The 13,854-nt window shown below is 56.0% G+C and carries 20 protein-coding genes; 4 read left to right on the top strand and 16 right to left on the bottom strand.

The window, feature by feature from the left end; all coding sequences use genetic code 11:
* Position 1: 1 nt before the first annotated feature.
* A complete protein-coding gene (gene gcvPB, locus H7A13_02925; GenBank protein MCP5332300.1) occupies positions 2-1,489 on the top strand; it encodes an aminomethyl-transferring glycine dehydrogenase subunit GcvPB in 1,488 nt (495 codons plus the stop codon).
* Between the two features lie 32 nt (positions 1,490-1,521).
* Positions 1,522-2,715, top strand: a complete 1,194-nt coding sequence (locus H7A13_02920) for a class I SAM-dependent rRNA methyltransferase (protein ID MCP5332299.1) — start codon at positions 1,522-1,524, stop codon at positions 2,713-2,715.
* A 3-nt stretch (positions 2,716-2,718) separates the two neighbouring features.
* Here H7A13_02920 and H7A13_02915 read toward each other — a convergent pair whose 3' ends face one another.
* Complete coding sequence (locus H7A13_02915) at positions 2,719-3,372, bottom strand: HAD family hydrolase (GenBank protein ID MCP5332298.1); 654 nt, start codon at positions 3,370-3,372, stop codon at positions 2,719-2,721.
* 92 nt (positions 3,373-3,464) lie between these two features.
* On the opposite strand from H7A13_02915, the gene H7A13_02910 reads away from it, so the two are divergent.
* Entirely contained in the window at positions 3,465-3,992 is a 528-nt protein-coding gene (locus H7A13_02910; GenBank protein MCP5332297.1) for an RNA pyrophosphohydrolase, read from the top strand.
* Positions 3,993-4,142: 150 nt separating this feature from the next.
* On the top strand, positions 4,143-5,936 hold the full coding sequence (locus tag H7A13_02905) for a DEAD/DEAH box helicase (GenBank protein ID MCP5332296.1): 1,794 nt from the start codon (positions 4,143-4,145) through the stop codon (positions 5,934-5,936).
* A gap of 178 nt (positions 5,937-6,114) precedes the next feature.
* Here the strand turns inward: H7A13_02905 and rplQ are convergent, their stop codons facing one another.
* The 15 genes from rplQ to rplE are packed head-to-tail and all read right to left on the bottom strand — an operon-like array spanning position 6,115 to position 13,840.
* Positions 6,115-6,480 carry a 50S ribosomal protein L17 gene (rplQ, locus tag H7A13_02900; protein MCP5332295.1) on the bottom strand — a complete coding sequence of 122 codons (366 nt, stop codon included), beginning with the start codon at positions 6,478-6,480 and terminating at the stop codon, positions 6,115-6,117.
* A 52-nt stretch (positions 6,481-6,532) separates the two neighbouring features.
* A complete protein-coding gene (gene rpoA, locus H7A13_02895) occupies positions 6,533-7,522 on the bottom strand; it encodes a DNA-directed RNA polymerase subunit alpha (protein ID MCP5332294.1) in 990 nt (329 codons plus the stop codon).
* A gap of 26 nt (positions 7,523-7,548) precedes the next feature.
* On the bottom strand, positions 7,549-8,169 hold the full coding sequence (gene rpsD / locus H7A13_02890; GenBank protein MCP5332293.1) for a 30S ribosomal protein S4: 621 nt from the start codon (positions 8,167-8,169) through the stop codon (positions 7,549-7,551).
* Positions 8,170-8,219: 50 nt separating this feature from the next.
* On the bottom strand, positions 8,220-8,609 hold the full coding sequence (gene rpsK, locus H7A13_02885) for a 30S ribosomal protein S11 (GenBank protein ID MCP5332292.1): 390 nt from the start codon (positions 8,607-8,609) through the stop codon (positions 8,220-8,222).
* Positions 8,610-8,637: 28 nt separating this feature from the next.
* Positions 8,638-8,994 (bottom strand): 30S ribosomal protein S13, encoded by a 357-nt coding sequence (gene rpsM, locus H7A13_02880; GenBank protein MCP5332291.1) that lies wholly within the window; start codon positions 8,992-8,994, stop codon positions 8,638-8,640.
* Between the two features lie 29 nt (positions 8,995-9,023).
* Positions 9,024-9,140 carry a 50S ribosomal protein L36 gene (rpmJ, locus tag H7A13_02875; protein MCP5332290.1) on the bottom strand — a complete coding sequence of 39 codons (117 nt, stop codon included), beginning with the start codon at positions 9,138-9,140 and terminating at the stop codon, positions 9,024-9,026.
* A 49-nt stretch (positions 9,141-9,189) separates the two neighbouring features.
* Positions 9,190-10,485, bottom strand: a complete 1,296-nt coding sequence (gene secY, locus H7A13_02870) for a preprotein translocase subunit SecY (GenBank protein MCP5332289.1) — start codon at positions 10,483-10,485, stop codon at positions 9,190-9,192.
* A gap of 7 nt (positions 10,486-10,492) precedes the next feature.
* Positions 10,493-10,945 (bottom strand): 50S ribosomal protein L15, encoded by a 453-nt coding sequence (gene rplO, locus H7A13_02865; GenBank protein ID MCP5332288.1) that lies wholly within the window; start codon positions 10,943-10,945, stop codon positions 10,493-10,495.
* Positions 10,946-11,137, bottom strand: a complete 192-nt coding sequence (gene rpmD, locus H7A13_02860; protein MCP5332287.1) for a 50S ribosomal protein L30 — start codon at positions 11,135-11,137, stop codon at positions 10,946-10,948.
* A 4-nt stretch (positions 11,138-11,141) separates the two neighbouring features.
* The gene (gene rpsE / locus H7A13_02855) at positions 11,142-11,648 is read right to left on the bottom strand and encodes a 30S ribosomal protein S5 (protein MCP5332286.1); all 507 of its coding nucleotides are present in this window, start codon (positions 11,646-11,648) and stop codon (positions 11,142-11,144) included.
* An 11-nt stretch (positions 11,649-11,659) separates the two neighbouring features.
* Positions 11,660-12,010, bottom strand: a complete 351-nt coding sequence (gene rplR, locus H7A13_02850) for a 50S ribosomal protein L18 (GenBank protein MCP5332285.1) — start codon at positions 12,008-12,010, stop codon at positions 11,660-11,662.
* A 5-nt stretch (positions 12,011-12,015) separates the two neighbouring features.
* Positions 12,016-12,543, bottom strand: coding sequence for a 50S ribosomal protein L6 (gene rplF, locus H7A13_02845; GenBank protein MCP5332284.1), 528 nt, complete (start codon positions 12,541-12,543; stop codon positions 12,016-12,018).
* Between the two features lie 30 nt (positions 12,544-12,573).
* Positions 12,574-12,969, bottom strand: a complete 396-nt coding sequence (gene rpsH, locus H7A13_02840) for a 30S ribosomal protein S8 (protein MCP5332283.1) — start codon at positions 12,967-12,969, stop codon at positions 12,574-12,576.
* 22 nt (positions 12,970-12,991) lie between these two features.
* On the bottom strand, positions 12,992-13,297 hold the full coding sequence (rpsN, locus tag H7A13_02835) for a 30S ribosomal protein S14 (protein MCP5332282.1): 306 nt from the start codon (positions 13,295-13,297) through the stop codon (positions 12,992-12,994).
* A 3-nt stretch (positions 13,298-13,300) separates the two neighbouring features.
* Entirely contained in the window at positions 13,301-13,840 is a 540-nt protein-coding gene (gene rplE / locus H7A13_02830; GenBank protein ID MCP5332281.1) for a 50S ribosomal protein L5, read from the bottom strand.
* Between the last annotated feature and the right edge of the window lie 14 nt (positions 13,841-13,854).

Here is a 13,854-nt window from a genome sequence, read left to right as displayed (position 1 = left end):
CATGCTGATTTTTGACCAGAGCCGTCCCCAGCGCGCCGCCCATGCACAGGCGCCCGATCGATCGACCGATTGCAGCGACCTGCCCACCGAACTGCTGCGTGCGACACCGCCACCGCTGCCGGAACTCTCCGAACTGCAGGTGGTGCGCCACTACACCCGGCTGTCGCAGCGCAACTTCTCGATCGACACCCACTTCTACCCGCTCGGCTCCTGCACGATGAAGTACAACCCGCGCGGCGCCCACAAGGCCGCCTCGCTGCCGGGCTTTCTCAACCGCCATCCGCTGGCGCCGATCAGCCTCAGCCAGGGTTTTCTCGGCGCGCTCCATCGGCTGCAGGAGATTCTGCAGAGCGTGACCGGCATGGCCGGTGTCTCACTGACGCCGATGGCCGGGGCCCAGGGCGAATTCGCCGGCGTGGCGATGATTCGCGCCTACCACCAGGCCCGCGCCGACCATGCCCGCAGCGAGATTCTGATCCCGGCTGCCGCCCATGGCACCAACCCGGCCACGGCAGCGATGTGCGGCTACGGCGTGCGGGAGATTCCGCTCAAGCCCGATGGCGATGTCGACCTCACCGCACTGCGGGCGGCGCTCGGCCCCCACACCGCCGGGCTGATGATGACCAACCCCTCGACCTGCGGCCTGTTCGAGCGCGGCATCAGCGAGATCGCCGACGCCGTGCATGGCGCCGGCGGCCTGCTCTACTACGACGGCGCCAATCTCAATGCCATCCTCGGCCGCGCCAAGCCGGGTGCGATGGGCTTCGATGTCCTGCATCTCAACCTGCACAAGACCTTCGCCACCCCCCATGGCGGCGGTGGACCCGGTGCCGGTCCGGTGGCGGTCAACGAGCGGTTGCTGCCCTACCTGCCGACGCCCTATGTCGGCAAGGTGGTCGATGCCGACGGCCAACCCCGGTTCGGCTGGATCGATCAGGCGCAGGCCCCCGCTTCGATCGGCCATCTGAGCAGCTTCATGGGCAATGCCGGCATCCTGCTGCGCGCCCTCGCCTATGCGCTGATGCTGGGGCGCGAAGGCATGGCGCGAGTCAGCGACCACGCCACCCTCAACGCCAACTACCTCGCCCAGCGTCTGGTCGAGATCGGCTATGAGCTGGCCTATCCGCAGCGGCGCGCCACCCATGAGTTCATCATCACGCTGCAACAGAGCGCCAAGGCGCTTGGCATCACTGCAATGGATGTGGCCAAGCGGCTGCTCGACCACGGCTACCACGCCCCCACCACCTACTTTCCGCTGATCGTGCCCGAAGCGCTGCTGATCGAGCCAACCGAAACCGAGAGCAAGGAGACGCTCGATGGATTCATCGATGCGATGGCAAAAATTCTCACCGAGGCCACACACGACCCGGAGCGGCTGCGCCAGGCACCACACAGCCTGCCGGTACGTCGCCTGGATGACACCCGCGCCAGCCGCAATCCCGATCTGGTCTGGCGCCCCGATGCCAATCTCAACCGCAATCCGAGCTGATTGCTTCACCTTCCTTCACATCCGGTATCGACATGACCAGCACCCTGCCCAGACTCCTCCTCAAATCAGGCCATGACCGTCGCATCAAGAAGGGGCACCGCTGGGTCTACAGCAACGAAGTCGACACCAACCGTTCACCGCTGACCCAGTTCGCCCCCGGCACCCTGGCGACGGTCACCAGCGCCCAGGGCAAACCGCTCGGCAGTGCCCTGGTCAACCCCAGCACCCTGATTGCGGCCCGACTCTACAGCCGTGAGGGCGATGTGGTCATCGACGAAGAGATGCTGACGCGGCGACTGGAGGCCGCATTGCGGCTGCGCCGGCAACTCTTCGCCAGCGATCACCATCGCTGGGTCTATGGCGACAGCGATGCCTTGCCGGGACTGGTGCTCGACTGCTACGGCGAGGTGGTGGTCGGCCAGATCAGCAGCGCCGGCATGGAGCAGCTGAAGCCGATGCTCGAAACCGCCATCGCGGCCGTCTATGCGCCCGCCACGCTGATCTGGCGCAATCAAGGTGGCTTTCGCGCCATCGAAGGGCTGGACGAATACACCGAGGTGGCCAGCGGCGAACTGCCGCAACAGCTTGAGATCAGCGAGAATGGCGGCCGTTTCGTGGCGCCGGCCCAGGGCGGGCAAAAAACCGGCTGGTTCTATGACCATCGCCTCAACCGCGCCCGACTCGGCATCCACGCCCGCGCACGGCGGGTGCTCGACCTCTACAGCTACGTCGGCGGCTGGGGTATTCAGGCGGCACTGGCCGGTGCCAGCAGCGTCACCTGTGTCGACAGTTCGGCCCATGCCCTGGAGTGGGTCAACGAGAACGCCCGCCGCAATGGCGTGGCCGAGCGGGTCAGCACCGAACAGGGCGATGCCATCGACTTCCTCAAGGCGTGCCGCGACAGCCGGCGCCAGTTCGACCTTATTCTGCTCGATCCGCCGAGCCTGATCCCTCGCCGCAAGTTCCACACTCAGGGGCTCAAGAGCTACCACCAGCTCAATCAGCTTGCGCTCAAGCTGTTGAGCGACGAGGGCATTCTGATCACCTCATCCTGCTCCAGCCACCTGCAACCTGCCGAACTGTGGGAGGTGGTGGTCAGTGCGGCCCGCCATGACGGCCGTCTGGCACAGGTTCTCGAGCAGGGGCATCAGGGACCGGATCACCCGATCCATCCAGCAATGCCGGAGACCCAGTACCTGAAGAGCCTGACGGTGCGCGCCTGCTAGCGGCTATCGCAGCGAGATGACCGGCCAGCTCGCGCCGCGCGCGTGGGCCTCCAGCAGTGGGTCAGGATCGACCGCCACCGGATTCTCCACCAGGCTCAGCAGCGGCAGATCGTTGTGCGAGTCGCTGTAGAAGCTGCTGCCATCCAACGACAGCGCACGTTCGTCAAGCCACTGCCGCAGCCGCGCCACCTTTCCCTCGCGAAAGCTCGGAACACCGGCCACCCGGCCGGTGAACTCGCCATCGGCCAGCTCCGGCATGGTGGCAATCAGATCATCCACCGCCAGTTGGCTGGCAATCGGCTCGGTGATGAAGTGACTGGTGGCGGTGATGATCAACAGAAAGTCGCCGCGACGCCGATGCTGCTCCAGCAGCGCCAGCCCCTTGGGCAGAATCAGCGGAGCGATGCGCTCAGTCAGAAATCGTGCACGCAACTGTTCTGCCATCGCGCGCCCCATCTCCTTCAGCGGCGCCAGGGCAAACGCCTGATACTCAAAAATATCAAGGTCACCATTGAGATAGCGCTGATAGAACAGATCGTTGCTGGCACGAAATCGCTCCGCATCGACCCAGCCTTCGCTCACCAGAAACTCTCCCCAGGCATGGTCGCTGTCGCCACCGAGCAGGGTGTTGTCGAGATCAAAGATTGCCAGTGGCACTGCTTGCATTCCCCGCTGAAAGTCGCAATAGTGAAAATATGGAAAACAGTGAAAGTCTTGCACCATCCCCAACCGGCGCCAATGGCATTATAATGCCGCGCTCGCCGGCGCGGGGTGGCCGCAGCCGCGATGAGATCGACGCATCCGGCTACCGTCCCAACGTCGGCATCATCCTGGCCAATCCACAGGGCCAACTATTTTGGGCCAGACGCATCGGACGACAAGAGGCATGGCAATTTCCCCAGGGCGGCATTCAACGTGGCGAATCGCCTGAACAGGCGCTGTTCCGCGAACTCCATGAAGAGGTCGGTCTTGAGCCGCACGATGTCCGCATCCTCGCCTGCACCTGTGGCTGGCTTCACTACCAGTTGCCCAAGCGACTGGTGCGCAACCAGCCTGACAGCCACTTCGTCGGTCAGAAGCAGAAGTGGTTCCTGTTGATGATGCAGGGCGAAGAGAGCCGGGTACGGGTCGATCACAGCCGCCATCCCGAATTTTCCCAGTGGCGCTGGGTGAGCTACTGGCATCCGTTGAGCCGCGTGGTGGAGTTCAAGCGTGAGGTGTACCGCCGCGCCCTGCATGAGCTCTCGCTGCCCCTGGCCGAACATCTTGCCGGCTGACGGCAGCCACACCCCTTCATCCAACAGACACTGACTTTTTCGTTCATATCTGGCGGGAAGCCACCCAACCGACTCCGCAAGCCCGCGACGGGATGACCCATCTTCCGCGCGGCGGCCTATTTACATTTTCAGGTTACCAGACAATCCATGATGCACTCTGCCACTGCCGACGCTCCACAACCCCTCAACTTTGCCGACCTTGGCCTGCCGGAACCGATCCAGCGCGCACTCGATGATCTCGGCTATGAAAGCCCCTCGCCCATCCAGGCCCGAACCATCCCCTTTCTGCTGGCGGGTCGGGACCTGCTGGGGCAAGCACAGACCGGCACCGGCAAGACTGCCGCCTTTGCACTGCCGCTGCTGACGCAGATCGACCTCAGCCGTCCGCAACTGCAAGGGCTGGTTCTGGCCCCGACCCGCGAACTGGCACTGCAGGTGTCTGAAGCCTTCCGCAGCTATGCAGTCCATCTGCCTGGCTTCAGGATCTGCACGGTCTACGGCGGTCAGGGCTACCGCGAGCAGTTGATACAGTTGCGGCAGGGGGTCCATGTCGTCGTCGGCACCCCGGGGCGGGTCATGGACCACATGCGCCGCGGCACCCTCGACCTCGGCACCATCAACCACCTGGTGCTTGATGAAGCCGATGAAATGCTGCGGATGGGCTTCATCGACGACGTCGAATGGATCCTGGAACAGACACCACCCAAGCGGCAGGTTGCGCTCTTCTCCGCCACCATGCCAGTGCCGATCCGCCGTATCGCCCGGCAGCACCTGCATGACGCCGAAGAGGTCGCCATCAAATCGCAGACCACCACGGTCGAAGCGATTCGCCAGCGCTTCTGGCGCGTCGGCGGTGTCGACAAGTTCGAGGCCTTGAGCCGAATTCTCGAGACCATCGACCACGATGCCATCATCATCTTCGTGCGCACCAAGACCGAAACCCTGGCATTGGCGGAGCAGCTCAACGCCCGTGGACACACTGCTGCACCGCTCAATGGCGACATCCCGCAAAGCCTGCGGGAGCAGACCATCGCCCGGCTCAAAAGTGGCGAGACCGCCATCCTAGTCGCCACCGATGTCGCCGCACGTGGACTCGACATCGACCGCGTGACCCATGTGATCAACTACGACATCCCCTACGATCCCGAAGCCTACGTCCACCGCATAGGACGCACTGGCCGCGCTGGACGCAGCGGTGAGGCGATCCTCTTCGTCACCCAGCGCGAAAACCGCCTGCTGCATGCCATCGAACAGACCACTGGGCACAAAATCGAGCGGATGTACCTGCCCACAGTGGCTGAAGTCAACCAGAAGCGCATCGAACGTTTCCATGCACACATCAGCAGCGCCCTCGACACCTTCGACCTGACGCTCTATCAGAAACTGCTGCAGGAGTATCAGACACAGAGTCAACGGCCACTGATCGACATCGCCTCGGCACTCGCCGCCATGCTGATCGGTGGAGAGTTGCTACTGCCGCAACCAAGTGAAGAAGAAGAGCAGCTTCAACAGCGCAGTCGAGATGGGGGTCGTACTCGCGAACGCGAGGCCCCCAGCGTTCGACGTGCGACATCAGACACCGGACCGAAACGCGGAAAAATGACCGCTCCAGTGGATGCTTCGCTGGAGAATTACCGCGTCGAAGTCGGTCGCAACCAAGGCCTCAAGCCCGGTAACCTGGTCGGCGCCATTGCCAATGAAGCCGGCATCGACAGCAAATATATCGGCCGCATCGAAATATTCGACGACTACAGCCTAGTTGGACTGCCGCAAGGCATGCCCAAAGAGCTGTTGCATCTGCTCAAGAAGGTCTGGGTCGCCGGCAAACAGCTCAAGATCAGCCGCTATGAGCAGCCCACCACTACAAAGGGCGCAGCCAAGACAAAATATCCCCCCTTTGCAGAAAAGCAAAAGGGCCGTCCAGCAGGCAGCAAAAACAGGTGATTTTCGCCTCTTCACCGCGGGATGGCATCAGGCAGACATGGCGTACTGGATCACGGACCCATAAATCAAAAAACCAGTGGTGGCGAGGCCATCTCACTGGTTTCGTTTTTTCTCAACCATCATCCGTGATCGACGTGCCGAATCGAATCACTGTCGACTCGGCACTCCGCCGGGAGTTTCACTCCTCGGGACGATCGACCAACTCCACATAGGCCATCGGTGCATTGTCGCCTGCCCGATAGTCGCACTTGAGAACACGCAAATAACCCCCTGGGCGGTTTTTATAGCGTGGACCCAAGGTCAAAAACAGCTTACCGACCGCCTTTTTATCCCTGACCCGATCAAACGCCAACCTTCTGTTGGCAACCGTATCCACTTTGGCCAAAGTGATCAACGGCTCCGCAAAACTGCGCAGTTCCTTCGCCTTGGGCAAAGTGGTCTTGATCAATTCATGCTCAAAAAGGGAGGCCGCCATGTTCCGGAACATGACCTTGCGATGCGCACTGGTTCGACTGAATGAACGCCCACTGTTTCTATGGCGCATAAATAGAATCTCCCACCTATCACTTCGTATGAATAATCGCAAAAAACAGAAATCAATCCGGCTTCTTCAACTCGTAAGGAGGCCAATCATCCAACCGCATACCCAACGACAATCCATGAACCGCCAGCACATCCTTGATTTCGGTCAGCGATTTTTTGCCCAGGTTTGGCGTCTTCAGCAATTCGACTTCTGTGCGCTGGATCAGATCGCCGATATAGTGGATATTCTCTGCTTTCAGACAGTTGGCAGAACGTACCGTCAGCTCCAGCTCATCGACGGGCCGCAAAAGAATCGGATCAACCTGGCTCTTGTGGCGGCTTGGCTCACGCTTGATCTCATCTCTCAAATCAATGAAGACTGCCAACTGCTGTTGGAGAATTGATGCAGCACCACGTACTGCCTCTTCAGCACCAATGGTGCCGTTGGTTTCAATTTCAATGATCAGTTTATCCAGGTTTGTGCGCTGCTCGACTCGTGCCGACTCAACGCTGTAAGCAACCCTTCTGATCGGGCTGAAGCTTGCATCCAGATAAAGTCTGCCAATTGGCACCGTATCGCTGTCAAGAGCCCGTGTAGAGTCGCTGGTCACGTAGCCAGTGCCCTTCGAAACCTCCAGTGACATTTTCACTTCTGAATCGTCAACGATGTGTGCAATGACGAAATCAGGATTGGCAACCTCCATGTCATTAGACAGTTTGATGTCGCCTGCGGTAATGGTCCCTGGACCTTGCTTGGTCAAAGTGCACAGTGCGCGCGAACGCCCATCCATGCGAATTGCAACATTTTTCAAGTTGAGCATGATCTCGACCACATCTTCCCGTACACCCTCGATGGTGCTGTAAGCGTGATCGACACCAGTGATTTCAACATGGCTAATGGCAGCACCAGGCATCGATGAGAGCAGAATGCGCCGCAATGCATTGCCCAGCGTATGACCAAAGCCAGATTCCAACGGCTCCAGAATGATCTTGGCTCTGTGACGCGATATTTCCTGGACTTCAATAGATCCGGGAGCCAAAAGATCAGCTGTGAAATTTTGCATCTATAGGTACCTGTAACCAAACAAAATCATCGCGAATACAGCTCGACAATCAAATTTTCATTGATCTCGGATGGCAGATCCTGTCGATCCGGGAATCGCGTGAAGACACCTTGCAGCTTTGTCATGTCCACCGAAATCCAATCACAGCTTTTTCGGCCTTCAGACAATTCAAGCGCAGAACGGATCCGCAACTGCCCTTTCGCTTTTTCACGAACTTCAATTGAAGAACCGGCCTCAACCTGAAACGAGGGAATGTTTACAACCTTTCCATCAACCAGAATGGATTTGTGGCTCACCAGTTGGCGTGCTTCCGCTCTCGTTGAAGCAAACCCCATGCGATACACCACATTGTCAAGACGCGACTCCAACAATCTGAGCAAATTCTCACCGGTGGCGCCTTTCAAACGGGCTGCCTTCAGGTAGTAGTTCTTGAATTGTTTCTCAAGCACTCCGTAGATTCGGCGAACCTTCTGCTTTTCTCGAAGCTGGACTCCATAATCAGAAAGCCTGCCTTTCTGCTGCCCATGCTGCCCTGGCAAAGCCGCAATCTTGCATTTTGACTCAAGGGGTCGGACGCCACTCTTAAGCGAAAGATCTGACCCTTCACGCCGCGCCAACTTACAGGTAGATCCAATATACCTAGCCATTTATCAACTCTCTATCTGTTAATCCAGCCAGTGGTGTGACTACAATCCAATCAGACACGGCGCCGTTTCGGAGGACGGCAACCGTTGTGCGGAATCGGTGTAACATCAGTAATACTGCCAACTTTCAGCCCACTGTTGTGCAGTGCACGCACTGCCGACTCTCTTCCAGGGCCCGGGCCCTTTACTTCGACATTCACATTCTTCAGGCCATACTCCTGGGCAGCCGTGGCAGCGCGCTCCGAGGCAACCTGAGCCGCAAAGGGTGTGCTCTTTCTTGAACCACGAAAGCCAGAACCACCCGAGGTGGCCCATGACAATGTGTTTCCTTGACGGTCAGTGATCGTGACGATGGTATTGTTGAAGGAGGCAAAAATGTGCGCAACCCCTTCAGTGACATTCCTTTTCGCCTTCTTTCTTGAACTGCTATCGTTCTTAGCCATGGATTCTGTCCAAATCTGTAGAAAAAAATTACTTACGGATCGGCTTGCGCGGGCCTTTACGGGTTCGCGCATTGGTACGGGTACGCTGGCCTCTCAACGGCAAACCACGACGATGGCGCAATCCGCGGTAGCAGCCAAGATCCATCAATCGCTTGATGCTCATCGACGTCTCACGTCTGAGGTCACCCTCCACAACAAACTTGGCGACTTCATTTCGGATGACATCAAGTTGCTCTCCCGAGAGATCCTGAATCTTTTTCGCAGGATCAATTCCAGAATTCGCACATATCTTGAGCGCAGTGGTCTTGCCAATCCCGTAGATGTAAGTCAGAGATATGACAGCATGCTTGTTGTCTGGAATGTTAATTCCCGCAATACGAGCCATTCAGATGCTCCAATGACAAATTAATTGAATCAGCCTTGCCTTTGCTTATGCCGTGGCTCGACTGCACAAATGATCCGGACCACGCCTTTGCGCTTCACCACTTTGCAATTTCGGCAAACTTTTTTGACAGACGCTCTGACTTTCATAACAACCCCATGCTCATGATCACGTAAAGAGTATAAATTCGATCCTTTATCATTTTCTGGCCGACTTCTTCATCAACGATTCATAGCGATGACTCATTAGATGCGACTGGATTTGCGCCACAAAGTCCATCACGACAACCACAACGATCAGCAGCGATGTTCCACCAAGGTAGAACGGCACATTAAACAAAACAACCAGAAACTGCGGCAACAGACAGACAGCGGCAATATAAATCGCGCCAAAAAGCGTCAACCTCATCAACACTCCATCGATGTAGCGCGCAGACATATCCCCAGGTCGAATCCCCGGGATCAAAGCGCCAGATCGTTTCAGATTTTCCGCCACTTCACGAGGGTTGAACATCATAGCCGTGTAGAAGAAGCTGAAAAATATTATCAAAACCGCAAAAAGAATGATATTCAGCGGTTGCCCGGGGCTGAGCATCATCGCAACCTCCTGCAGCCAGGAGAAGCCATTGGACTGTCCTAACCATTGCGCAATCGAGGCAGGAAACAGAAGAATGCTGCTGGCGAAAATGGCAGGTATCACACCTGACATGTTGATCTTGAGTGGCAGATGAGAAACTTGCGCGGCATAGCTTGTCCGACCTTGCTGTCGCTTTGCATAGTTGATCGTGATACGTCGCTGACCACGCTCAATGAAGACCACAAAGGCCACGACCACCAATGCAACCAGTGCAATCACAAAAAGAACAAATATATTCAACTCACCCTGCCGAGTCTGCTCGATCGCCTGACCAATTGCAGAAGGAAAACCTGCAGCGATTCCAGCAAAAATGAGCATGGAGATGCCGTTTCCAATGCCTCTCTCAGTAATCTGTTCGCCAAGCCACATTAAAAAGATTGAGCCCGTGATCAAGGAGACTGACGCCACGAAATGGAAACTCAAGTTTGAAGCAAAAGCCAAATTCTGCCCCGCCAGCCCGAGAGACATGCCTACCGCCTGGATGGATGCCAGCACAAGCGTCAGATAGCGGGTATATTGCGTTATCTTCCGGCGACCAGCCTCTCCCTCCTTTTTCAACTGCTCAAGCTGAGGAGTGATGGTCGACAGCAACTGCATGATGATCGATGCCGATATGTACGGCATGATCCCAAGCGCAAGAATGCTCATCCGCTCAAGCGCACCACCTGAAAACATGTTGAAAAGACCGAGAATCGTTCCCTGGCTCTTCTCAAACAGTGCAGCCAACCGATTCGGGTTGATGCCAGGAACAGGTATATGTGTTCCAATCCGATAGACAATAATCGCCAACAGAAGAAAGCCCAGCCGGTTGATGAGCTCATTGAATCCAGCTGGAGCTTTTTGTGGAACTTGCGCCATCGTTCGATTACGAATCAAGTCTTCCGCCAGCGGCTTCAATCGCAGCAAGCGCACCGGCGCTGACCATTATACCTCGCAGAGTAATGGCGCGATCGAATCCAGAGGCACCGATCAATTTGGCACGCTTCATGTCTTTTCTGACGATGCCGAATTTCTTCAGCGTCGAAAAATCGACTTCGATCACCTCTTGAGGGAGAGCGTTCAATTCCTGGAGCCGAACCTCAGCCGTTCTCAGAGAGATCTGCGAAGTGAAGCCAAATTTCGGTAACCGCCGCTGGAGCGGCATCTGACCACCTTCAAACCCGGCTTTGACATTGCCACTTTTGCGTGCCCGCTGCCCCTTGTGTCCGCGACCGCATGTCTTTCCAAGCCCGCTACCAATGCCGCGGCCGACCCGTTTTTTTCCAGTCTTGGAACCCAACCCGGGAGAAAGCTCATTCAGGGAGAGTAAATTGCCCATTTATTCACACTCCTCGACGCGCAACAGATAATTGACCTTGAAAATCATCCCGCAATTTTCTGGGGTATTCATCACTTCGACAGTTTGACCGATACGACTCAGGCCCAGCCCCTTGAGACAAGCTTTGTGCTTTTTCAGTCTGCCATGCAAACTTGACTTGAGCGTTACTCTGATTTTTCCAGACTTGTTCATATAGTTACCCAACGATCTCTTCCAAACTCTTTCCGCGTTTATTCGCAACCATGTCGGGAGATTGAATCTGCTTGAGCCCATTGAGAGTTGCCTGCACGACATTGACAGGGTTGGTTGATCCATAACACTTGGCAAGAACATTCTGTACGCCCGCCAGCTCAAGAACAGCACGCATGGCACCGCCCGCAATGACTCCGGTGCCTTCCGATGCCGGCTGCATGTAGACCTTGGCCGCACCATGACTGGCCTTGACTGGGTAAAACAGGGTCGAGCCATTCAGACGCACATCAACCATGTTCTTTCGTGCTGCTTCCATGGCTTTCTGTATCGCCTGCGGAACCTCCCGGGCTTTTCCGCGACCGAAGCCAACACGCCCCTGACCATCACCCACAACAGTCAGCGCGGTAAAAGAGAATATACGCCCGCCTTTGACAACCTTGGCAACTCTGTTTACTTGAACAAGCTTCTCAAGAAGCCCTTCGTTCGCATCAACTTTTTCAGTCAGCGCCATGATCTTTTCCTCTAAAATTCCAAACCGCCAGCGCGGGCGGCTTCCGCCAGGGCCTTGACTCTGCCATGATATTTAAAACCGGAACGATCGAATGCCACTTTATCCACCCCGGCGGCCAATGCCCGGGCTGCGATCAAGGAACCGATCTTCGCGGCCGACTCGCTGTTGCCAGTCACGCCCTCAACAACACCCTTTTCACAAGTTGAGGCAGAGGCCACGACATTCGAACTTCCTGACTGAATGATCTGTGCGTAGATATGTCTTGGAGTACGATGTACGCACAGACGGTGCACGCCATTCTCTTTGATTTTCGCTCTGGTCCGCATCGAGCGCCGCAAGCGTAATGCTTTTTTGTTGATCATGAAAATCACTTCTTTTTGGCTTCTTTACGATGAATCTGCTCATTGAAATACCGAACCCCTTTGCCTTTGTATGGCTCTGGCGGACGGAAGGCGCGGATTTCCGCAGCAACCTGGCCAAGCAAACGCTTGTCGATCCCTGACAGAACGATTTCCGTCTGGGACGGCACCTCTGCGGTAATGCCCTCTGGAAGCTTGTAATCAATCGGATGTGAATAGCCAAGCGAAAGATTCAATACATCGCCAGTCACCTTAGCCCGGTAACCCACACCAACCAGCTGCAATCTCTTCGAAAATCCTTGAGCGACCCCGGAAACCATATTGTTCAACAGGGCACGCGTCGTTCCTGCGATCGCCCACGCACGACTGTCTCTCACTGAAAGAGCCAGTGATCCCGATTGCTGCTCCAGCGCAATATCCGAATTCAACAGCGTCGAAAGCGTTCCCTTCGGACCCACAATCGAAACGACATTATTTTCCAGCTTTATCTCCACGCCTTTAGGAACAGAGATCGGCTTTTTTGCAACCCTAGACATAACTTTGTCCCAGCAACCATTCGTAAAACATCAAAAAACGGTGCAGATAACCTCTCCGCCCACACCTGCTTTTCTCGCATCTCTATCAGTCATCACCCCACGACTGGTCGTCAGTATGGCAACGCCCAGACCATCTTTTACTTTCGGAATATCCTGGCTCGCGCAATATCTTCTCAGTCCAGGACGGCTGATTCGTTTGATTTCCGAGATGACTCCTGCACCCTCGTGATACTTCAAATTTATTGTCAGGAGCGGTTTTAGATCATCCGACGCGCAGGAATAGTCAGCGATGTAGCCTTCGCTTTTCAAAACTTTCACCACATCAATCTTTATCTTCGACGCCGATATAGAGACTTGCTTCAGTCCTGCCATCTGCGCATTTCTGATTCGAGTCAAAAGGTCGGCCAATGGATCTTGCATGCTCATAAATTTTCTCTCCAGTGCGACCTTACCAACTGGCCTTAACCAGGCCAGGAATATCACCTTTCATGGCATGCTCACGAAGTTTGTTTCTGGCCAGGCCAAATTTCCGGTAATAGCCATGGGGACGTCCAGTCAATTGGCAGCGATTCCGCTTCCTAACCGCGCTCGAGTCTCTCGGAAGTTTCTGAAGCGCGAATTGCGCATTCCACTTCTGCTCATCTGTCGATGAAGGGCTCAGTATTACCTCCTTCAAAGCAGCTCGCTTCTCTGCATACTTCTCGACAGTCGCGGCTCTTTTCAGCTCGCGTTGAATCACCGAAAGCCGTGCCATCACTCACCCCCTGAAGGGAAAATTAAAAGCTTTCAACAAGGCAAGCGCTTCTTTATTGGTCTGCGCCGTTGTTGTAATGCAGATATCAAGACCTCTGACGCGATCGACCTTGTCGTAGTCGATCTCCGGGAAAATTATCTGCTCCTTGACCCCCATCGAGTAGTTTCCACGCCCATCGAAGGATTTTGGGTTCAGCCCCCTGAAATCTCTCTCACGCGGCAGCGCAATCTGCAACAGACGCTCAAGGAACTCATACATCCGATCCCTTCTAAGCGTGACCTTGCAACCAATCGGCCAACCTTCTCTGACCTTGAATCCAGCGACCGACTTCTTGGCACGGGTCACAACCGGCTTCTGTCCACTGATCTTCTCCATGTCAGCAAGAGCATGATCAAGAATCTTCTTGTCACCAACCGCTTCCCCAACCCCCATGTTCAAAGTCACTTTGACAATCTGGGGAATTTCATGTGGATTCATGTAACCGAACTCGTCCTTGAGCTTCGGCATTATCTCATTCTTGAATTTATCTTTCAGCGCTGGCATTTGGCCCACCAAAG

The organism is Pseudomonadales bacterium (assembly GCA_024234215.1).
Classification (GTDB): domain Bacteria; phylum Pseudomonadota; class Gammaproteobacteria; order Pseudomonadales; family UBA5862; genus JACKOQ01.
The sequence above is the reverse complement of the archived record's forward strand: the minus strand, read 5'-3'. Positions and strand labels throughout refer to the sequence as shown.